The sequence below is a fragment of the Pseudomonas sp. Pseusp15 genome (genome assembly GCF_059492165.1).
In genome coordinates this window covers 5,312,439-5,332,018 of the sequence record NZ_CP168523.1, presented here as the reverse complement: position 1 = coordinate 5,332,018, position 19,580 = coordinate 5,312,439, and the positions used below count along the sequence as shown (strand labels likewise).

The window sequence follows — 19,580 nt, the reverse complement described above, 5'->3', positions numbered from 1 at the left end:
CACATGGAGTGCCTGCTCGGTTCCGACACAGGGATGTGTCATTTCCTTTCCTTTGCACCCATGGCTATCTGCCAGAGCATCCGGTCAGGTATCGTGCGTCAGCGCGGGCGTTTCCCGGCATGATTTGTATAAGAGCATAAAAGCCAATCCATGAACCTCATGACCTTATTGCTCCCACGCCGTTCTGGCGTTTGTCTTTTACTGGTTGCCGGGTTGATGGAATTGTTCACCCAGAGTGCATCGGCGGCTGCCGCCTCGGCAAAACGTCTGCCTTATATCGATGATAATCAACAATGTCGCGGCCAACCGCTGCCCGCGACTGTCGAACATCTGACTGGCGAAGCCTGGAAGCTGGATGCCAAAGGTAAACAGACACCACTGCAGGAAGGCATGCCGATCGACGAGCAGGAAGGCGTCAAGACCTCGCCCTCGGCGTTTGTCAGCCTTTCCCTGGGTGATGGCTCACGGGTAGTGCTGCCTTCCAGCTCCCAGATCACGCTACACCTCAATGAAGAACATTCGATCCCTCAGGTTATCCTCGAGCAGGGCCAGGTCGAGTCGTATGTGATCAAGCGTGCCAGCGACCATGATCGTTTTCAGATCGTCACGCCGGTCGGTGTACTGGGCGTACGGGGTACGCACTTCCGGGTGCGCAACGATGATGGTGGCCAGGCATTACTGGAAGTGCTGAACGGGCAAGTGGCGGTCAATCGTGATGAGGAACTGTCGCGCCCCCGCTCTGCCCGCTCCACTGCCAAACGGACTCAGGGCCCTGAGGATGATGAAGTCCAGGTCATGGCCCGTCAGGGCTTGCGTATTCAGAAACAAGGCACGTTGACGCCAATCGACTTGTTACCTGCCCCACGTTTGTTGGGGCAGGCCGGTCAAACGGGTAATGTGCCTGTCTGGCAATTGATCATGAAGCCCATCGAAGGCGCCACGCGTTATCGGGCGCAAGTGGCCACCGACGCGGCCTTTCTGGACATCAAGCAAGAGCAATTTTCCAGCACGCCCGAGGTCAAATTCAGCGGGCTGAAAGCGTTGTTCTACCATGTTCGCCTGTCGGCGTATGACGCTCAGGGGCTAGAAGGAGAGACCGGGGTGTATGACATTTTCTATTACCCCAGGACCACGCGTGTCCAATAGCGCCCTGGCCGACGACCGATGAAGGGCCGCCCAAGGAAGGACGGCCGCGAGCCGACCCAGGCTCAGCGGCTGTTTCGGCGGATGGTCCGCGAGTGGCTGTGGGTCAGTCTGATCCTGTTGCCGCTGACGGCAGTGCTGTCCATGACCCATGGCCTGGTCTTGAGCAATCTGCTGTACGACAACCTGCGTCGGCTGAGCCCGCTGCCGGTGGACCCACGAATACTCATCGTCACGATCGATGACTACAGCTTGCAGCAGCTAGGCAAATGGCCTTGGTCGCGGGCCATGCACGCGCAGTTGCTTGATCGGCTAGGCGCTGCGAACGCCAAAGGCATTCTGTTCGACGTGATTTTCAGCGAGCCCGATAGCCATCCCGGCAACGATCAGCTTCTGGCCCAGGCGGCCTGCCGTGCCGGAAATGTCTTCGTGCCGTTGCTGCGTGAAGGCGTGGCGCGTTATGGACAGCCTTTGGGGGAAATTGAACCGGTGGCGCCACTGAGCCATTGCGTCAAAGGCATCGGGCACATCAATGCCCAAGCGGATGCCGACGGGATCGTGCGCAGTGTGTATTTAAGCGAAGGACCGGCACAACAAACACGCGCGCAACTGGCCTGGCTGCTGTACGAACAGACCCTTGCCGACAAGGAGAATGTACCGATGCCCGGGACCCCGGCCCTGCCGTCGACGCAAGGCTGGCAGCGAGCCCACAAAATACGGATTCCTTTCATCCGTTCCGATGCGGGTTTTCCCAGTGTGCCCTACGTCAGCGTCTTGCGCGGTGAAGTCCCGCCCGAATTGCTGCGCGATCGCTTGATCCTGATCGGCTCCACCGCTCCAGGTTTGGGGGACCGTTACGTGACACCGCAATCGGCGAGCATGGGCACCACCCCGGGCATCGAAATTCAGGCAAATATCCTCAATGGGTTGCTGCAACAGCGCAACATTGTGGCTCTCGATGAACGTTTGGCGGCGTTGTTATCGGTGGTGATTGTCGGTGAGTTGCTGGGCCTTATGCTGGTGCGTCCGCGTCGCGCGTTATGGCTGACCCTGGGGGCAATGGCGGTCGCGCTGCTGGGTTCGAGCCTGCTGTTGCGTCTTGGTTGGTGGTGGTCACCGGCCGCGAGTCTGCTGGGTATGCTGTTGGGTTACCTGATCTGGAATTGGCGAAGGCTGAATGCGGTGCTCGCCTATTTCGGCTGGGAACTGGCGCGTCTGGACAGCGAGCCGAAAGTGTTTCCCGAACGCCGCCGGACCCAGGCCCCGGCTGGCGATGTGCTGCAAGGGCAAATCGTCGCGCTGGAACAGGCCATGAGCCGGACACGTGACACCCGGCGTTTCATTGCCGATGGCCTTGAGTACTTGCCGGTGGCGACGCTGATCAGCGATCCGAATGGGCGCATTCTGTTGGCCAACCGTAAGGCTCGGGAGATATTTTCCAGCAGCCTGGTGGGCGAGGAGATGCTCGAGCAACTGAGCGAGTTGGGTTACCCGGTGCCGTCCGATGGAACGCTGCCGGCGTTGTCGACCCTGGAGCTGCTGGAGTTTCGTGACACTCAGGCACGCAGCCTGCGTCTGGACCTGGCGCCGCTGTTGCCGGCCGAGGGCGACTCGGTGATTGGCTGGTTACTGAGCCTCACTGACTTGAGCGTCGAACGGGACGCCGAGGAGCAGCGGGCCGTGTTGCTGCGTTTTCTGTCTCATGACCTGAGGGCCCCCCACTCGGCGATTCTGGCTTTGCTCGACGTTCAGCGGCATCAGGTGTCTGGCGACACTCAAGTGTTCAGTCAGATCGAGTTACAAGTGCGCAAGGCGCTGAACCTGACCGAGGCCTTTGTGCAGTTGGCAAAGGCTGAATCCGAGGCCTATCAGTTTCAGCCGAGCATGTTCGCGATGTTGCTGCTCGATACTTTCGACCAGGCCTCGAGCATCGCTCATCTGAAGAACATTCAGTTGCTGCATGACCTCGACGAAGATGCTGAAGCGCTGGTCCTGGCCGATCAGTCGTTACTGACACGGGCACTGTTCAACCTGCTGGAAAACGCCATCAAGTACAGTCCGGCGGGTTCGCGGATCACCGTGCGGGTGAGTTGTACCGAGGGTTGGTTAACGTGCGAGATCGTCGACCAGGGCCGAGGGATTGCCGTCGAAGAGCTTCCTGAGCTGTTCAGTCAGTATCGACGCTTTGCATCGGCTCACGGCAGTGACGGCCTGGGGTTGGGGTTGTCCATGGTCAAGGCGGTGGTGGATCGTCATGGCGGGCGGATTTCCTGTCATAGCGTGGTGGGACAAGGCACGACGTTCAGTGTCCAGCTACCCCTTTTGAGCGAGTGAGCCTGATCATTTTTACAGGCATAAAAAAACCGGCTATATCAGCCGGTTTTTTTACGTCCGAAAAAAACTTATGCACGTTTTCCGAAGTTTTATTTGCTTAAGAAATATGTATTAAAATCAAAAGCTTAAAAACTAAATACAGCGATTTTCAACAAAACGGTACACAGGTTATCCACAGAACTTCAGACAGTCACTTGGTCGGTCGCACTCGGTGCTGCCGGGGCTGCTGGCAGCGAACCCATTTCGCGCTGCATCTGTTCGTTCCAGGCCTGTACCCGGTCATTCAGGTCGGCGATGGCCCGTGGCCCGCTACCCTCGGCGTACATCGGGGCGCCGATGATCACGGTGATCACTCCCTGCTTTTTGGCCCAACCGGTTTTTGGCCAGAACTTGCCGGCATTGTGTGCAATTGGCAGCACGGGCAATGACGCATTGACGGCCAACGCGGTGCCGCCTCGGGAGAACTTGCCGATGGTGCCGTAGGGAACGCGAGTCCCCTCCGGGAAAATCAGCACCCAGACATTGTCCTTGAGCAGTTCATCGCCCTTCTTCGCTACATGCTTGAGCGCGGCTTTCGGGTTGTCGCGGTCGATGGCGATCGGCCGCAGCATGGCCATGGCCCAGCCGAAGAACGGCACGTAGAGCAGTTCGCGCTTGAGCACCTGGCTCAACGGTTCGAAGTAGGCCGAGAGAAAGAACGTCTCCCAGGTGCTCTGGTGGTTGGACTGAATCACGCAGGGCTGTTCAGGCACATTCTCGGCGCCCTTCACTTCGTAGCGAATACCCAGAAAGACTTTGCTCAGCCACAAGGCGCAGCGGCACCAATACACGTTGATAAAGCGATAACGCGCCTTGAACGGCAGAAACGGCGCGATAAAAAAGCTCAGGGTGCACCAGAGCAACGAACTGGTGCCCAGCAGCAGGTAAAAGAGGAAAGTTCTGATGGCCTGCAGTATCGACATGGCGACATTTACCGTTGCGGGCACTGCCCGCCTATTCAAGCGCACTCCCGATCAGTCCTTGGCCAGGATGTCAGAAGAGCCTTAGTTGTGGATAAGTTCTGCGGCAATCGCCGCCAGATCGTCAAAAATCAAGGTGCCTGCCGGTAGGGTCTTGCCCTGAGTCTTTTCGCCTTTCCCGGTCTTTACCAAAACTGGCTGACAGTCGACGGCTTTGGCGGCCTCCAGGTCACCGAGAGTATCGCCGACGAACCATAGATTCGTCAGCGAAACGTTGTAATGCGCGGCGATGGTTTTCAACATCCCGGGTTTTGGCTTGCGGCAATCGCAGCCATCGTCTGGCCCGTGCGGGCAATAGACGATCAGACCGACTTCGCCGCCCTGCTCTGCCACCAACTCGCGCAAGCGAGCGTGCATGGTCTCCAGGGTGGCGATGTCGTAATAGCCGCGAGCGATGCCCGACTGGTTGGTGGCGACCGCCACCGTCCAGCCGGCCTTGCTCAACTGCGCGATCGCTTCGATCGAACCGGGGAGTGGAATCCACTCCTCCACCGACTTGATGTACGCGTCGGAGTCGTAATTGATCACCCCGTCCCGATCGAGAATCAGCAGTTTCAACAGCAGCTCCTCAGCCCAGCAACGAAATGTCGGCGACGCCGAGGAACAACCCACGCAGACGCGCCAGCAGCGCATAGCGGTTGGCTCGCACCTTGGCGTCTTCGGCGTTGACCATCACGGCTTCGAAGAACGCATCCACTGGTTCGCGCAATGCGGCCAGACGCGCCAGCGATTCGCTGTACTGACGGGCAGCGGCCATTGGCTGCACAGCCTGGTCTGCCTGCTGGATCGCCGAATACAGCGAGAACTCGTTGGCGTTGTCGAAGTACTTGGCTTCAACGACCGTCGGCACGGAGCCTTCGACTTTGCTCAGCAGGTTCGACACGCGCTTGTTCACGGCGGCCAGGGCAGCGGCTTCCGGCAATTTGCGGAACGCTTCTACCGCTTGTACACGCTGGTCGAAGTCCAGGGCCGAACCCGGCTTCAGGGCACGTACCGACAGGTAGGTCGCGACGTCCACGCCTTCGTCTTCGTAACGGGCACGCAGACGGTCGAAGATGAACTCCAGCACGGCATCATTAAGGCCGGCAGCCTTGACCTTGGCACCGAACGCATTCACGGCGAAGGCCACGGCGTCGTTCAGGTCGAGGTCGAGCTTCTTGTCGATCAGGATCCGCAACACACCCAGCGCGGCGCGGCGCAGGGCATACGGGTCTTTGCTGCCGGTCGGCAGCATGCCGATACCGAAAATGCCCACCAGGGTGTCGAGCTTGTCGGCAATGGCCACGGCCGCACCGGTCAGGGTGGTAGGCAGTTCAGCGCCGGCACCGCGCGGCATGTACTGCTCGTTCAGCGCCAGGGCGACGTCTTCCGGCTCGCCGTCGTTGAGGGCGTAGTAGTAACCGGCGACACCTTGCATCTCCGGGAACTCACCGACCATCTCGGTCGCCAGGTCGCACTTGGACAGCAGGCCGGCACGCGCCGCCCAGGAAGCATTGCCGCCGATGCGAGCGGCGATGTAGGCCGCCAGCTTCGACACGCGCTCGGCCTTGTCGTAGACGCTGCCGAGTTTTTCCTGGAACACCACGTTTTGCAGACGCAGATTGAACTCTTCGAGTTTTTGCTTCTTGTCTTGCTTGAAGAAGAACTCGGCGTCGGTCAGGCGTGGGCGAACCACTTTTTCGTTACCGGCGATGATCTGCTGTGGATCCTTGCTTTCGATGTTGGCCACGGTAATGAAACGAGGCAGCAACTTGCCGTCGGCATCCAGCAGGCAGAAGTACTTCTGATTGTCCTGCATGGTGGTGATCAGCGCTTCTTGCGGCACGTCGAGGAAACGTTCTTCGAACGAGCACACCAGCGGCACCGGCCATTCAACCAGCGCGGTCACTTCGTCGAGCAGGTTTGGCGGCACGATGGCCGTACCTTCCTGCATCGTCGCCAGTTCTTCGGTGCGCTTGCTGATCAGCTCGCGACGCTCGTTGGCATCGGCCAGTACATAAGCAGCTCGCAGATCGTTCAGGTAGTTGGCCGGCGAGGTGATGCGCACGCTTTCAGGGTGGTGGAAGCGGTGACCACGGGAATCGCGGCCGGCCTTCTGGGCGAGGATGGTGCAGTCGATGACGTGGTCACCGAGCAGCATCACCAACCATTGGGTCGGACGAACGAATTCTTCCTTGCGGGCACCCCAGCGCATGCGCTTGGGGATCGGCAGGTCGTTCAGGGAATCTTCGACGATGGTCGGCATCAGGCTCGCGGTCGGCTTGCCGGCGATGCTTTGGCTGTAGCGCAGCTTCGGGCCGCTCTGATCGATTTCGCTCAGCTCGACGCCGCACTTCTTGGCGAAGCCCAGGGCCGCTTGAGTCGGGTTGCCTTCGGCATCGAACGCAGCCTGACGTGGTGGGCCGTCGAGGTTGATGCTGCGATCAGGCTGCTGGGTCGCCAGCGCGGTAATCAGCACGGCCAGACGACGCGGCGCGGCGTAGACGGTTTTGCTCTCGTAGTTCAGGCCAGCGGCTTGCAGGCCTTTGTCGATACCGGCCAGGAATGCCTCGGCCAGGGTGTTCAGGGCTTTGGGTGGCAGTTCTTCGGTGCCCAGTTCAACCAGAAAATCTTGAGCACTCATTGTGCAGCCTCCAGCTTGGCCAGTACTTCATCACGCAGATCCGGGGTCGCCATCGGGAAGCCGAGCTTGGCGCGAGCCAGCAGATAGGCTTGCGCAACGGAACGCGCCAGGGTGCGTACACGCAGAATGTATTGCTGACGCGCGGTCACCGAGATCGCCCGGCGCGCATCCAGCAGGTTGAAGGTGTGGGAAGCCTTCAACACCATTTCGTAGCTCGGCAACGGCAGCGGCTGGTCGAGTTCGATCAGGCGCTTGGCTTCGCTTTCATAGAAGTCGAACAGTTCGAACAGCTTCTCGACGTTGGCGTGTTCGAAGTTGTAGGTCGACTGCTCCACTTCGTTCTGGTGGAACACGTCGCCGTAGGTCACCTTGCCGAACGGACCGTCAGCCCAGACCAGGTCGTAGACCGAGTCCACGCCTTGCAGGTACATGGCCAGACGCTCCAGACCGTAAGTGATCTCGCCCGTCACCGGGTAGCACTCGATGCCGCCCGCTTGCTGGAAGTAAGTGAACTGCGTCACTTCCATGCCGTTGAGCCAGACTTCCCAGCCCAGACCCCAGGCGCCCAGCGTTGGCGACTCCCAGTTGTCTTCGACGAAACGGATGTCATGCACCAGCGGGTCCAGACCCACGTGCTTGAGGGAGCCCAGGTACAGTTCCTGGAAGTTGTCCGGGTTCGGCTTCAGCACTACCTGGAACTGATAGTAGTGCTGCAGACGGTTCGGGTTTTCACCGTAGCGGCCGTCAGTCGGGCGACGACTGGGCTGCACATAAGCGGCGTTCCAGGTTTCCGGGCCAATGGCGCGCAGGAACGTGGCAGTGTGGAAAGTGCCGGCGCCTACTTCCATATCGTAGGGCTGAAGTACCACACAACCTTGCTCGGCCCAGTATTGCTGGAGGGCGAGGATCAAGTCTTGGAAGGTACGCACGGCTGGCGTAGGCTGGCTCACGAAATTCACCTGTTTCTTGGGCTGCGATTTAAAGAGCGGGAGTATACCCGATTCGGTCCTGCGCACGCCCCCTGGAGCCTTATGCCACGCTGCTTTTGGTGTACCGAAGATCCGCTGTACATGGCTTATCACGATCAGGAGTGGGGCACGCCGCTACGCGATGCGCAGGGATTGTTCGAGTTGCTTTTGCTCGAAGGGTTCCAGGCCGGGCTTTCCTGGATCACTGTATTGCGCAAGCGAGAGCGTTATCGCGAGGTGCTGTTCGGCTTCGACGTGCAGCGCGTGGCGCAGATGAGCGATGCGGAAATCGATGAACTGATGCTCGATCCGGGGATCATTCGCAATCGTCTCAAACTCAACGCAGCCCGGCGCAATGCCCAGGCCTGGCTGGAGCTGGAAGACCCGGTGGCGTTTCTCTGGTCGTTCGTCGGCGGCACGCCGGTGATCAATCATTTCAAGGATCGCAGTGAAGTGCCGGCGGTGACACCGGCCGCCATCGAGATGAGTAAAGGCCTGAAAAAAGCCGGCTTCACGTTCGTCGGCCCGACCATTTGTTACGCGCTGATGCAGGCTTCAGGCATGGTCATGGACCACACCCTGGATTGCGATCGCTACGCCACGTTGACGAACGGCGGTTAGAATAGCCGCCTCGCGCACAGCACAAGATCAGGAGTGACCTGTGGATAAGTTTAAAGGCGCCTTGCTGGTAGGCGCTCTGCGGCTGTTTGCCCTACTGCCATGGCGGGCAGTGCAGGCGGTGGGTTCGGCGATTGGCTGGATCATGTGGAAAACCCCCAACCGTTCCCGCGACGTGGTGCGGATCAACCTCGCCAAGTGCTTTCCGCAGATGGACCCGGCCGAGCGTGAGCGTCTGGTGGGTCAAAGCCTGAAAGACATCGGCAAGTCTCTGACTGAAAGCGCCTGCGCGTGGATCTGGCCGGCCCAGCGTTCCATTGAACTGGTGCGCGAAGTCGAAGGCCTCGACGTTTTGAAAGAGGCGTTGGCGTCCGGTAAAGGCGTGGTTGGCATCACCAGCCACTTGGGCAACTGGGAAGTGTTGAACCACTTCTATTGCAGCCAGTGCAAACCGATCATTTTCTACCGTCCGCCAAAACTGAAGGCGGTGGATGAGTTGCTGCGCAAGCAGCGGGTGCAATTGGGTAACCGCGTGGCGGCTTCCACCAAGGAAGGCATCCTCAGCGTGATCAAGGAAGTGCGCAAGGGGGGCGCGGTAGGCATTCCGGCTGACCCGGAACCGGCCGAATCCGCCGGGATCTTCGTGCCGTTCTTCGCCACTCAGGCCCTGACCAGCAAATTCGTGCCGAACATGCTCGCCGGTGGCAAAGCGGTCGGCGTGTTCCTGCATGCCCTGCGGCTGCCGGACGGTTCGGGTTACAAAGTGATTCTCGAAGCCGCGCCAGAGGCCATGTACAGCACCGATACCGAAACCTCCTGCGCGGCCATGAGCCAGGTAGTCGAGCGCTACGTGCGGGCTTATCCGAGCCAGTACATGTGGAGCATGAAGCGCTTCAAGAAGCGTCCGCCGGGTGAAGAACGCTGGTATTGAGGTTGCTGTGGATAACTCCGCAGGCTGCGATCTATTGATCTTGGCCTGCGTTACCGCTGATCAGTGCGCCTGACGTTCAAGCTTTTTCAGAAACACCGTCATCTCCTTCTCTGCCTGTTTGTCGCCATGGGCGCGGGCAGCTTCCAGACCCTGCTCCCAGGCCTGTCGCGCCGCCGCGTAATCCGCCAGCGCCAGATGGGCCTTGCCCAAGAGCTTCCAGGCTGCCGAATACTTCGGATCGAACTCGACGCAGCGCTGGAAATGCTCTGCGGCCTTGGCGTTTTCCCCAAGATCCAGATAACCCTTGCCCAGGCCGAAGCGCAGCAATGAGTTATCCACACCCTTGGCGAGCATTTTTTCCAGGGATTCGATCATTGGGTGGCACCTCTGGTTTTTTGGGGGAGTTCGAAATCGCCTTCGCGGGCAAGCCTCGCTCCTACACGGTTCAGTCGTTCGCATAATAGCTGGACGGCTCAAACCTGTAGGAGCGAGGCTTGCCCGCGAAGAGGCCTTCGGATCAGAAGAAGCTCAACCCCACATGGAACAGCTTCTCCACATCCCGAATATGCTTCTTATCCACAAGGAACAGAATCACATGGTCGCCGGTTTCGATCACGGTGTCGTCGTGGGCGATGATCACTTCTTCATCGCGGATGATCGCGCCGATGGTGGTGCCCGGTGGCAGGCCGATGTTTTCGATGGCCTTGCCGATCACTTTGCTCGACTTCGCATCGCCGTGGGCAATCGCCTCGATGGCTTCCGCCGCGCCCCTGCGCAGTGAGTGCACGCTGACAATATCGCCGCGCCGGACGTGGGCCAGCAAGGTGCCGATGGTCGCCAGTTGCGGACTGATGGCGATGTCGATGTCGCCGCCCTGGATCAGGTCGACGTAGGCCGGGTTGTTGATGATCGTCATCACCTTCTTCGCGCCCAGGCGCTTGGCCAGCAGCGAAGACATGATATTGGCTTCATCATCGTTGGTCAGGGCGAGGAAAATATCGGCGTCGGCGATGTTCTCTTCCAGCAACAGATCCCGGTCTGAAGCACTGCCCTGCAACACCACGGTGCTGTCGAGGTTGTCCGAGAGGTAGCGGCAGCGGGCCGGGTTCATCTCGATGATCTTCACCTGGTAACGGCTTTCGATGGCCTCGGCCAGGCGTTCACCGATCTGCCCGCCACCGGCGATGACGATGCGTTTGTAGCTTTCATCGAGGCGGCGCATTTCGCTCATCACTGCGCGAATGTTCGCTTTGGCGGCGATGAAAAACACTTCGTCGTCAGCCTCGATCACCGTATCGCCTTGGGGCAGGATCGGCCGGTCACGACGGAAAATCGCCGCGACGCGGGTTTCGACATTCGGCATGTGTTCGCGTAACTGGCGCAATTGCTGGCCCACCAGCGGCCCGCCGTAGTACGCCTTGACCGCCACCAGCTGCGCCTTGCCTTCGGCGAAGTCGATCACCTGCAACGCGCCCGGATGCTGGATCAGGCGCTTGATGTAATTGGTGACTACTTGCTCCGGACTGATCAGCACGTCGACCGGAATCGCTTCGTTGTCGAACAGTTCGGCACGGGTCAGGTACGCGGCTTCGCGGACCCGGGCGATCTTGGTGGGGGTGTGGAACAGGGTGTGGGCGACCTGACAGGCGACCATGTTGGTTTCGTCACTGTTGGTCACGGCCACCAGCATGTCAGCGTCGTCGGCACCAGCCTGCCGCAGTACGGTTGGCAGCGAACCGCGACCCTGCACGGTGCGGATGTCCAGCCGATCGCCAAGGTCGCGCAGGCGTTCGCCATCGGTGTCGACCACGGTGATGTCGTTGGCCTCGCTGGCCAAGTGTTCTGCCAGCGAACCGCCGACCTGCCCTGCGCCGAGGATGATGATCTTCATCCAGTCACTCCCTTAAACCCGGTTAACCGCGCGCGGCGGCAATCTTGATCAGCTTGGCGTAGTAGAACCCGTCGTGGCCGCCTTCCTGGGCCAGCAACTGGCGACCATGGGGCTGCTTGATGCCGGCGGCCGTGGCGAGGTCCAGTTCACGGGCGCCTGGCGTGCGGGCGAGGAACGCTTCGATGACTTCGGTGTTTTCGGTCGGCAGCGTGGAGCAGGTGGCGTAAAGCAGAATGCCGCCCACCTCCAGAGTTATCCACATGGCGTCGAGCAGTTCGCCCTGAAGCACCGCCAGTGCGGCGATGTCGTCGGGTTGGCGGGTCAGTTTGATATCCGGGTGACGGCGGATCACCCCGGTGGCCGAGCATGGCGCGTCGAGCAGAATGCGCTGGAACGGTTTGCCGTCCCACCAGGTGGCGGTGTCGCGACCGTCGGCGGCAATCAATTCTGCGCTCAGGCCCAGGCGTGCGAGGTTTTCCCGCACCCGCACCAGACGCTTGGCTTCCAGATCCACAGCCACCACGCCGGCCAGTTTGGGCTCGGCCTCAAGGATGTGGCAGGTCTTGCCGCCCGGTGCGCAGCAGGCGTCCAGCACTCGTTGGCCCGGCGCGAGGTCCAGCAGATCGGCGGCCAATTGAGCGGCTTCGTCCTGCACGCTGATCCAGCCTTCGGCGAAACCCGGCAGGCTGCGCACGTCGGCAGCAGCATCGAGAATGATGCCGTCGCGACTATAAATGCAGGGCTTGGCGGCCACGCCAGCGTCACTCAGCAAGCCAAGGTAAGCGTCGCGAGTGTGATGACGACGGTTGACCCGCAGAATCATTGGCGGATGTGCGTTGTTCGCTGCGCAAATGGCTTCCCATTGTTCAGGCCAGAAGGCCTTGAGGGATTTTTGCAGCCAGCGCGGGTGGGCGGTGCGCACCACCGGGTCGCGTTCCAGCTCGGCCAGCAGCGCTTCGTTTTCCCGTTGGGCACGGCGCAGTACGGCGTTGAGCAAGGCTTTGGCCCACGGCTTTTTCAGTTTATCGGCGCAACCGACGGTTTCGCCGATGGCGGCGTGAGCCGGGACGCGGGTATAGAGCAGTTGATAAAGCCCCACCAGCAACAGCGCCTCGACATCGGCATCAGCCGCCTTGAACGGCTTTTGCAGCAGCTTGGCCGCCAACGCCGACAAACGCGGCTGCCAGCGAGCCGTGCCGAACGCCAGGTCCTGGGTGAAGCCGCGATCGCGGTCTTCGACCTTGTCCATTTGTGTCGGCAGAGAACTGTTGAGTGAGGCTTTTCCGTTAAGGACTGCAGCAAGTGCCTTGGCGGCGGCCAGACGTGGGTTCATTGAGCGTCTGCCGTTTGACCGAGGACGGTGCCGACGGCAAATTTCTCACGACGGCTGTTGAACAAGTCGCTGAAGTTCAGTGCCTTGCCGCCGGGTAATTGCAGACGGGTCAGGCACAGCGCCTGTTCACCGCAGGCGACGATCAAGCCGTCCTTGCTGGCGCTGAGGATTTTCCCCGGTGCGCCCTGCCCTTCGGCCAGGCTTGCGGCCAACACTTTCAGCGCTTCGCCGTTCAGCGTGCTGTGGCAGATCGGCCATGGATTGAAGGCGCGAACCAGACGCTCCAGCTCAACCGCCGGGCGGTTCCAGTCGATGCGCGCTTCGTCCTTGTTCAATTTGTGTGCGTAGGTGGCGAGGCTGTCGTCCTGCACTTCGCCTTCCAGTGTGCCCGCAGCCAGGCCGGCAATCGCCTGGATCACGGCCGGTGGGCCCATCTCTGCGAGGCGATCGTGGAGGCTGCCGCCGGTGTCTTCGGCGCTGATCGGCGTGGTGACCTTGAGCAGCATCGGCCCGGTATCGAGGCCGGCTTCCATGCGCATCACGGTCACGCCGCTTTCGCTGTCGCCCGCTTCAACGGCACGCTGGATCGGCGCCGCACCGCGCCAGCGTGGCAGCAAGGAGGCGTGGCTGTTGATGCAACCCAGGCGTGGGATATCCAGCACCACTTGCGGCAGGATCAGGCCGTAGGCGACCACCACCATCAAATCCGGTTTCAGCGCGGCCAGTTCCGCCTGAGCGTCTTCGTTGCGCAGGGTTGGCGGTTGCAACACCGGGATGTTGTGCTCCAGAGCCAATTGCTTGACCGGGCTTGGCATCAGCTTCTGTCCACGGCCCGCCGGACGGTCCGGTTGGGTGTAGACCGCAACGATCTCGTAAGGACTGCCCAGCAGGGCCTTGAGGTGTTCGGCGGCGAATTCCGGGGTGCCGGCAAAGACAATGCGCAGTGGCTCAGTCATGGAAGCTCTCAATTGCAAAGCATCTTGAAAAGAAAAAGGCTTGCCGCGGCAAGCCTTTGAAAGAAGGGCATCAAGCGTTCTGGCGGTGGAGCTTTTCCAGTTTCTTCTTGATCCGGTCGCGTTTGAGCGTGGACAGGTAATCGACGAACAACTTGCCGTTGAGGTGGTCGCATTCATGCTGGATGCACACGGCGAGCAAGCCTTCGGCGATCAGTTCGTAAGGCTGGCCGTCGCGGTCCAGGGCCTTGATCTTGACCTTTTGCGGGCGATCGACGTTTTCGTAGAAGCCCGGCACCGAGAGGCAGCCTTCCTGGTACTGACCCATCTCGTCGGTCAGGGTTTCGAACTCGGGGTTGATGAACACCCGCGGTTCACTGCGGTCTTCGGAGAGGTCCATCACGACGATACGTTTGTGCACGTTGACCTGGGTAGCGGCGAGGCCGATGCCTGGCGCTTCATACATTGTTTCAAACATGTCATCGACCAACTGACGCACTTCGTCGTCCACTACGGCCACTGGTTTGGCGATAGTGCGCAGGCGCGAATCGGGGAATTCGAGGATGTCTAAAATGGCCATAAGCTTAATTGCTGCACGTGTGAGGTAAAGTCGGGTCGATGGCCTGGCGAGTCCGAAGATGCAGGCTACCGTTGTGAACGTAGCTTCCGGCTTTTCAATAATGAGCCGGAGGCGAGCCACGAGGGCTCTGGCGTTTCACGCGAACGTACATAATAAAGGGATTCACCGCATGAGGAAATCACTACTCGCCTTGCTCCTTCTGGCCTCGGCCGGTTTTGCGCATGGGCAAGTGCAACTCAGGGAAGGTTTTCCACAGCAATACACCGTGGTGGCAGGGGACACACTCTGGGACATTTCCGGCAAATACCTGCGTGAGCCGTGGCAGTGGCCGCAGCTTTGGCAAGCCAATCCACAGATTGAAAACCCCAATCTCATCTATCCCGGCGATACGCTGTCGCTGGTCTACGTCAACGGTCAGCCACGCCTGACCCTCAACCGCGGCGCTTCCCGGGGCACTATCAAGCTGTCGCCACGAGTCCGCAGTTCGCCGGTGGCCGACGCCATCCCGAGCATTCCGCTGAAGTCGATCAACAGTTTTCTGTTGAGCAATCGCATCGTCGACAAGGTCGAGGATTTCGACAAGGCGCCCTACATCGTTGCCGGAGATGCCGAACGGGTACTCAGCGGCACCGGCGATCGAATCTTCGCGCGTGGCCATTTCGATCCGGCACAACCGGTCTACGGCATCTTTCGTCAGGGCAAGGTCTACACCGATCCACAGAGCAAGGAGTTCCTGGGGATCAACGCCGACGACATCGGTGGCGGCGAGATCATTGCCACTGAAGGTGACGTCGCCACCCTGGCCCTGCAACGCACCACTCAGGAGGTGCGACTCGGCGACCGGTTGTTCAGCGGCGAAGAGCGCTCGATCAATTCGACCTTCATGCCCAGTGCGCCAAGCACCGACATCAATGGCCTGATCATCGATGTGCCGCGTGGGGTCACCCAGATTGGCGCGCTGGATGTCGTCACGCTGAACAAGGGGCAGCGCGATGGCCTGGCCGAGGGCAATGTGCTGGTGGTGATGAAAACCGGCGAAACCGTGCGCGACCGGATCACCGGTCAGCCCTTGAAAATCCCCGACGAACGGGCCGGCCTGCTGATGGTATTCCGCACCTACGACAAGCTCAGCTACGGGCTGGTGCTCAACGCATCGCGCTCCTTGGCGGTGATGGACAAGGTGCGAAATCCTTAAGCCTGCTCACAAGTTACCAACAGAGTTATCCACAGTTTATTCCCGATTCGACGGGACCTTATAACGATCAAGGATGATCCATGTCGCTGTCTGCCTGTACGTCCGTTTCCCCTGCGGAACTGGAAGCCCGTTTACGCCTGCACCTTTTGCCTGAACTCGGTCCGGCACGTTTCAAGAAGTTGCTGGAGGCTTTCGGTTCTGCCTCCAAAGCCATCAGCGCACCCGCCAGTGCCTGGCGCGCGTTGGGCCTGCCCCTCGCTTGCGCGGAGGCCCGGCGCTGCAGTGAAATTCGTGATGGCGCCAGCCACGCATTGGCCTGGCTAGAGCGTCCGGGCCAGCATTTACTGATGTGGGACCAACCTGACTACCCCGCGCTGCTGGCGCAAATCAGTGATGCGCCGCCGCTATTATTCGTCGCGGGCGATCCGGGCATTCTGGAAAAACCGCAGTTGGCGATGGTCGGCAGCCGTCGCGCATCGCGACCGGGCATGGATACCGCCAGTGCGTTTTCCCGCAGTCTGGCCGGCGCCGGTTTTGTCATCACCAGCGGTCTGGCCCTGGGCATCGATGCCGCCGCGCATCAGGCGGCTCTGGACGTTGGCGGGCAAACGGTAGGGGTGCTTGGCACGGGACTTGAAAATTTTTATCCACAGCGCAATCGACGACTGGCGGACGCCATGATCGCCTCGGGAAGCGCGGTACTTTCGGAGTTCCCGCTGGACGCCGGGCCTTCCCCGGGCAACTTCCCCCGGCGCAATCGAATCATCAGCGGTTTGTCCCTTGGTGTGTTGGTGGTCGAGGCAAGTATTGCCAGCGGTTCATTGATTACCGCGAGGCTGGCGGCGGAACAGGGGCGTGAGGTGTATGCGATTCCAGGTTCGATTCACCACCCTGGCGCAAAGGGTTGCCATCAGTTGATCCGCGACGGTGCGGTGCTGGTGGAAACCATCGAACACATCCTTGAGGCCTTGCGCGGCTGGCAACGGCTGCCGTTATCCACAGAAACGCCGCAAACGACGGTAACTCATCCACTGCTCATGTTGCTCCACGCGGCGCCTCATACCAGCGAAGCCCTGGCGGTCACCAGCGGCTGGGCCTTGTCGAAAGTGCTGGCAGCGCTGACGGAGCTGGAGATGGATGGCCGGGCGGTCTGTGAGAGCGGTCGATGGTTTGCGCGGGTAAACTAGGTTTTATAAGGAAGATCGGTAAACTGCGCAGAGCCTTATTCCGGAGAGTTTTTTCATGGTTAACAGTTGGCGTGTGCAACAAGCCGCACGAGAAATTCGCGCCGGGGCGGTCATTGCCTACCCAACGGAAGCCGTCTGGGGACTGGGTTGCGACCCGTGGAACGAAGAGGCGGTGGATCGTCTGCTGATGATCAAGGGCCGATCTGTGGATAAGGGCCTGATTCTGGTGGCCGACAATATTCGTCAGTTCGACTTCCTGTTCGAAGACTTCCCGGAGTTGTGGATGGACCGCATGGCCAGCACCTGGCCGGGCCCCAACACCTGGTTGGTGCCGCATCAGAATCTGTTGCCCCAGTGGATTACCGGTGTGCATGAAACGGTGGCGTTGCGGGTCAGCGACCACCCTCTGGTGCGGGACTTGTGTGCGGTGGTCGGCCCGCTGGTGTCGACCTCGGCGAACCCTCAGGGCCGACCGGCGGCACGGACGCGGATTCGCGTGGAGCAGTATTTCCGGGGGCAGGTTGATTATGTACTCGGTGGCAATCTGGGCGGGCGCAAGAATCCGAGTGTGATTCGCGATCTGGCGACGGGGCATGTGGTGCGCCCGGATTGAGACCGCGTCATCGTTCTTCGCGGGCAAGCCTCGCTCCTACAGGGATCAATGTCGTTCCGTGATCGTGTGAACGACACAAATCCTGTAGGAGCGAGGCTTGCCCGCGAAGAGGCCCTCAAGGCAACAGAATCGTTGAACCAGTCGTACGGCGCGCCGACAACTCAGTCTGCGCCTTCGCTGCATCAGCCAGTGGATACCGCTGGCTGATGTCCACCTTCAGCTTGCCGCTGATGATCATCTCGAACAGTTCATCAGCCATGCGTTGCAGGTTTTCAGCATTGTTGGCGTAGGTCGCCAGCGTCGGCCGGGTCACGTACAGCGAACCCTTGGCCGCGAGAATCCCCAGATTCACCCCGTCTACTGCGCCTGAAGCATTACCAAAGCTCACCACCAACCCCCGAGGCGCAACGCTGTCGAGCGATGTCAGCCAGGTATCTTTGCCTACACCGTCGTACACCACCGGGACTTTTTTACCGTCAGTCAGTTCCAGCACGCGTTGTGCGACGTTCTCATGGCTGTAATCGATGGTCGCCCAGGCACCATTGGCTTTCGCCAGGGCGGCTTTTTCCGCTGAACTGACCGTGCCGATCAGCTTCACCCCCAGGGCCTTGGCCCATTGGCAGGCAAGCGATCCGACGCCGCCGGCCGCGGCGTGAAACAGGATGGTTTCGCCACCCTTGAGTTCATAGGTCTGACGCAGCAAGTACTGCACGGTCAGGCCTTTGAGCATCACGCCGGCGGCTTGTTCGAAGCTGATGGCGTCCGGCAGGTGCACCAGGTTGGCTTCCGGCAAGACATGCGCGTCGCTGTAGGCGCCCAACGGGCCACTGCCATAAGCCACGCGATCGCCAACCTTGAAGCGGGTGACTTCGCTACCGACTGCGTCGACCACGCCCGCGCCTTCGGCGCCCAGGCCCGATGGCAGGGCTGGCGGCGCATAAAGGCCGCTGCGGTAATAGGTGTCGATAAAGTTCAGGCCAATGGCCTTGTTGGTCACGCGTACCTGTTGCGGGCCGGGCTCGGCGGGTTGGTAATCCACGTATTCGAGCACTTCGGGGCCGCCATGGACGCGGAACTGGATACGCTTTGCCATCTGCTCTCTCCTTAGGTCTTTGGCTTCTAGAGTCGTAGCGCCAAGCGCCCTATCGAACTCCCAAGCTTGATCTTCGTCAACTGCGGCAGGCTCGCCTGCGATGTTATGCTACGGACCCATTTGCGCCGGCCCCCCGCTCTGATGGAGCGCCGCGTAGCTTTGCCCGATTCAAGGTGATGCCATGACTACCCGCACCGAGGCCGTAAAAGCCTACCTGCTCGACCTGCAAGACCGTATTTGCGCTGCCCTGGAAGCCGAAGACGGCGGCGCGCGTTTCGTCGAAGACGCCTGGACCCGGCCTGCCGGCGGCGGTGGTCGCACCCGGGTGATTGAGAACGGCGCAGTCATCGAAAAGGGCGGCGTCAACTATTCCCACGTGTTTGGCAGCGGTCTCCCACCGTCCGCCAGTGCTCATAGGCCGGAATTGGCCGGTCGAGGCTTCGAAGCCTTGGGCGTGTCGTTGGTGATTCACCCGCATAACCCCCATGTGCCGACGTCTCACGCCAATGTGCGCTTTTTCATCGCCGAAAAAGAAGGTGAAGAGCCGGTCTGGTGGTTCGGTGGAGGCTTCGACCTGACCCCTTATTACGGCAATGAAGAAGATTGCGTGCATTGGCACCGCGTCGCCGAACAGGCCTGCGCGCCGTTTGGCCCGGACGTTTACCCGCGCTACAAGGCTTGGTGCGACAGCTACTTCCACATCAAGCATCGCCATGAGCCACGGGGCATCGGCGGCCTGTTTTTCGATGACTTGAACGAGTGGGACTTCGATACCAGCTTCGCTTTCATGCGCGCCATCGGCGATGCGTTCATCGACGCGTACCTGCCGATCGTGCAACGTCGCAAGAATGATGCGTTCACCGCCAAACAGCGTGAGTTCCAGGAGTTTCGCCGTGGTCGTTACGTTGAATTCAACCTGGTCTATGACCGCGGCACGCTGTTCGGCCTGCAATCGGGCGGGCGTACCGAGTCGATTCTGATGTCGCTGCCGCCGCAAGTACGCTGGGCCTACGACTGGAAGGCCGAGCCGGGCAGTGAAGAAGCACGCCTGACCGAATACTTCCTGCAAGACCGCGATTGGTTGGCCAAGGCCTGAACG

18 protein-coding genes are annotated in these 19,580 nt (G+C 60.4%); 8 read left to right on the top strand and 10 right to left on the bottom strand.

What is annotated here, in order from left to right:
• The first annotated feature begins 216 nt into the window (after nt 1-216).
• On the top strand, nt 217-1,146 hold the full coding sequence (locus ACEN8R_RS24025) for a FecR family protein (protein ID WP_018927317.1): 930 nt from the start codon (nt 217-219) through the stop codon (nt 1,144-1,146).
• Nucleotides 1,147-1,164: 18 nt separating this feature from the next.
• The gene (locus tag ACEN8R_RS24020; protein WP_018927316.1) at nt 1,165-3,477 is read left to right on the top strand and encodes a CHASE2 domain-containing protein; all 2,313 of its coding nucleotides are present in this window, start codon (nt 1,165-1,167) and stop codon (nt 3,475-3,477) included.
• 182 nt (nt 3,478-3,659) lie between these two features.
• On the opposite strand, the gene ACEN8R_RS24015 is transcribed toward ACEN8R_RS24020, so the two are convergent.
• The 4 genes from ACEN8R_RS24015 to glyQ all read right to left on the bottom strand — a co-directional run bounded on the left by ACEN8R_RS24015 (nt 3,660) and on the right by glyQ (nt 8,069).
• Entirely contained in the window at nt 3,660-4,439 is a 780-nt protein-coding gene (locus tag ACEN8R_RS24015; RefSeq protein ID WP_018927315.1) for a lysophospholipid acyltransferase family protein, read from the bottom strand.
• An 81-nt stretch (nt 4,440-4,520) separates the two neighbouring features.
• A complete protein-coding gene (gmhB, locus tag ACEN8R_RS24010; RefSeq protein WP_167331188.1) occupies nt 4,521-5,060 on the bottom strand; it encodes a D-glycero-beta-D-manno-heptose 1,7-bisphosphate 7-phosphatase in 540 nt (179 codons plus the stop codon).
• A gap of 4 nt (nt 5,061-5,064) precedes the next feature.
• A complete protein-coding gene (glyS, locus tag ACEN8R_RS24005) occupies nt 5,065-7,119 on the bottom strand; it encodes a glycine--tRNA ligase subunit beta (RefSeq protein ID WP_018927313.1) in 2,055 nt (684 codons plus the stop codon).
• On the bottom strand, nt 7,116-8,069 hold the full coding sequence (glyQ, locus tag ACEN8R_RS24000; RefSeq protein WP_003213601.1) for a glycine--tRNA ligase subunit alpha: 954 nt from the start codon (nt 8,067-8,069) through the stop codon (nt 7,116-7,118). Before glyQ ends, glyS begins: the two co-directional genes overlap by 4 nt.
• Before the next feature lie 81 nt (nt 8,070-8,150).
• Here glyQ and tag point away from each other — a divergent pair, with 81 nt between their 5' ends.
• Together tag and ACEN8R_RS23990 are read left to right on the top strand one after the other, a co-directional pair.
• Nucleotides 8,151-8,708, top strand: coding sequence for a DNA-3-methyladenine glycosylase I (gene tag / locus ACEN8R_RS23995; RefSeq protein WP_018927312.1), 558 nt, complete (start codon nt 8,151-8,153; stop codon nt 8,706-8,708).
• A gap of 40 nt (nt 8,709-8,748) precedes the next feature.
• Nucleotides 8,749-9,636, top strand: a complete 888-nt coding sequence (locus tag ACEN8R_RS23990; protein ID WP_018927311.1) for a lysophospholipid acyltransferase — start codon at nt 8,749-8,751, stop codon at nt 9,634-9,636.
• 60 nt (nt 9,637-9,696) lie between these two features.
• Here the strand turns inward: ACEN8R_RS23990 and ACEN8R_RS23985 are convergent, their stop codons facing one another.
• From ACEN8R_RS23985 to def, 5 genes are all read right to left on the bottom strand, one after another.
• Complete coding sequence (locus ACEN8R_RS23985; RefSeq protein ID WP_018927310.1) at nt 9,697-10,011, bottom strand: tetratricopeptide repeat protein; 315 nt, start codon at nt 10,009-10,011, stop codon at nt 9,697-9,699.
• A gap of 142 nt (nt 10,012-10,153) precedes the next feature.
• The gene (trkA, locus tag ACEN8R_RS23980) at nt 10,154-11,527 is read right to left on the bottom strand and encodes a Trk system potassium transporter TrkA (protein ID WP_018927309.1); all 1,374 of its coding nucleotides are present in this window, start codon (nt 11,525-11,527) and stop codon (nt 10,154-10,156) included.
• Between the two features lie 22 nt (nt 11,528-11,549).
• Complete coding sequence (gene rsmB, locus ACEN8R_RS23975; RefSeq protein WP_026286510.1) at nt 11,550-12,860, bottom strand: 16S rRNA (cytosine(967)-C(5))-methyltransferase RsmB; 1,311 nt, start codon at nt 12,858-12,860, stop codon at nt 11,550-11,552.
• On the bottom strand, nt 12,857-13,816 hold the full coding sequence (gene fmt / locus ACEN8R_RS23970; RefSeq protein WP_018927307.1) for a methionyl-tRNA formyltransferase: 960 nt from the start codon (nt 13,814-13,816) through the stop codon (nt 12,857-12,859). The genes rsmB and fmt overlap by 4 nt, the downstream gene beginning before the upstream one ends.
• Nucleotides 13,817-13,886: 70 nt before the next feature.
• Nucleotides 13,887-14,393 (bottom strand): peptide deformylase, encoded by a 507-nt coding sequence (gene def, locus ACEN8R_RS23965; protein ID WP_007941507.1) that lies wholly within the window; start codon nt 14,391-14,393, stop codon nt 13,887-13,889.
• A 169-nt stretch (nt 14,394-14,562) separates the two neighbouring features.
• Here def and ACEN8R_RS23960 point away from each other — a divergent pair, with 169 nt between their 5' ends.
• The 3 genes from ACEN8R_RS23960 (at nt 14,563) to tsaC (ending at nt 17,388) form a co-directional block, all read left to right on the top strand.
• Nucleotides 14,563-15,588, top strand: coding sequence for a LysM peptidoglycan-binding domain-containing protein (locus ACEN8R_RS23960; protein ID WP_018927306.1), 1,026 nt, complete (start codon nt 14,563-14,565; stop codon nt 15,586-15,588).
• Between the two features lie 80 nt (nt 15,589-15,668).
• Nucleotides 15,669-16,775: a DNA-processing protein DprA gene (gene dprA, locus ACEN8R_RS23955; RefSeq protein WP_018927305.1), complete on the top strand. Its 1,107-nt coding sequence runs from the start codon at nt 15,669-15,671 to the stop codon at nt 16,773-16,775.
• A 55-nt stretch (nt 16,776-16,830) separates the two neighbouring features.
• Complete coding sequence (gene tsaC, locus ACEN8R_RS23950; protein WP_018927304.1) at nt 16,831-17,388, top strand: L-threonylcarbamoyladenylate synthase type 1 TsaC; 558 nt, start codon at nt 16,831-16,833, stop codon at nt 17,386-17,388.
• Between the two features lie 115 nt (nt 17,389-17,503).
• Here tsaC and ACEN8R_RS23945 read toward each other — a convergent pair whose 3' ends face one another.
• Complete coding sequence (locus ACEN8R_RS23945) at nt 17,504-18,481, bottom strand: NADPH:quinone reductase (protein WP_086945248.1); 978 nt, start codon at nt 18,479-18,481, stop codon at nt 17,504-17,506.
• Between the two features lie 181 nt (nt 18,482-18,662).
• Between ACEN8R_RS23945 and hemF the strand changes: the two genes are divergently transcribed.
• On the top strand, nt 18,663-19,577 hold the full coding sequence (gene hemF / locus ACEN8R_RS23940; RefSeq protein ID WP_018927302.1) for an oxygen-dependent coproporphyrinogen oxidase: 915 nt from the start codon (nt 18,663-18,665) through the stop codon (nt 19,575-19,577).
• Nucleotides 19,578-19,580: the final 3 nt, after the last annotated feature.

What these genes read in the sequence shown, in the direction of transcription:
- def (WP_007941507.1), bottom strand. Translation starts at nt 14,393, where the DNA reads ATGGCCATTTTAGACATCCTCGAATTCCCCGATTCGCGCCTGCGCACT.
- ACEN8R_RS23960 (WP_018927306.1), top strand. Translation starts at nt 14,563, where the DNA reads ATGAGGAAATCACTACTCGCCTTGCTCCTTCTGGCCTCGGCCGGTTTT.
- ACEN8R_RS24025 (WP_018927317.1), top strand. Translation starts at nt 217, where the DNA reads ATGGAATTGTTCACCCAGAGTGCATCGGCGGCTGCCGCCTCGGCAAAA.
- rsmB (WP_026286510.1), bottom strand. Translation starts at nt 12,860, where the DNA reads ATGAACCCACGTCTGGCCGCCGCCAAGGCACTTGCTGCAGTCCTTAAC.
- tsaC (WP_018927304.1), top strand. Translation starts at nt 16,831, where the DNA reads ATGGTTAACAGTTGGCGTGTGCAACAAGCCGCACGAGAAATTCGCGCC.
- ACEN8R_RS23945 (WP_086945248.1), bottom strand. Translation starts at nt 18,481, where the DNA reads ATGGCAAAGCGTATCCAGTTCCGCGTCCATGGCGGCCCCGAAGTGCTC.
- dprA (WP_018927305.1), top strand. Translation starts at nt 15,669, where the DNA reads ATGTCGCTGTCTGCCTGTACGTCCGTTTCCCCTGCGGAACTGGAAGCC.
- hemF (WP_018927302.1), top strand. Translation starts at nt 18,663, where the DNA reads ATGACTACCCGCACCGAGGCCGTAAAAGCCTACCTGCTCGACCTGCAA.
- tag (WP_018927312.1), top strand. Translation starts at nt 8,151, where the DNA reads ATGCCACGCTGCTTTTGGTGTACCGAAGATCCGCTGTACATGGCTTAT.
- glyS (WP_018927313.1), bottom strand. Translation starts at nt 7,119, where the DNA reads ATGAGTGCTCAAGATTTTCTGGTTGAACTGGGCACCGAAGAACTGCCA.
- trkA (WP_018927309.1), bottom strand. Translation starts at nt 11,527, where the DNA reads ATGAAGATCATCATCCTCGGCGCAGGGCAGGTCGGCGGTTCGCTGGCA.
- ACEN8R_RS24015 (WP_018927315.1), bottom strand. Translation starts at nt 4,439, where the DNA reads ATGTCGATACTGCAGGCCATCAGAACTTTCCTCTTTTACCTGCTGCTG.
- fmt (WP_018927307.1), bottom strand. Translation starts at nt 13,816, where the DNA reads ATGACTGAGCCACTGCGCATTGTCTTTGCCGGCACCCCGGAATTCGCC.
- ACEN8R_RS24020 (WP_018927316.1), top strand. Translation starts at nt 1,165, where the DNA reads ATGAAGGGCCGCCCAAGGAAGGACGGCCGCGAGCCGACCCAGGCTCAG.
- ACEN8R_RS23985 (WP_018927310.1), bottom strand. Translation starts at nt 10,011, where the DNA reads ATGATCGAATCCCTGGAAAAAATGCTCGCCAAGGGTGTGGATAACTCA.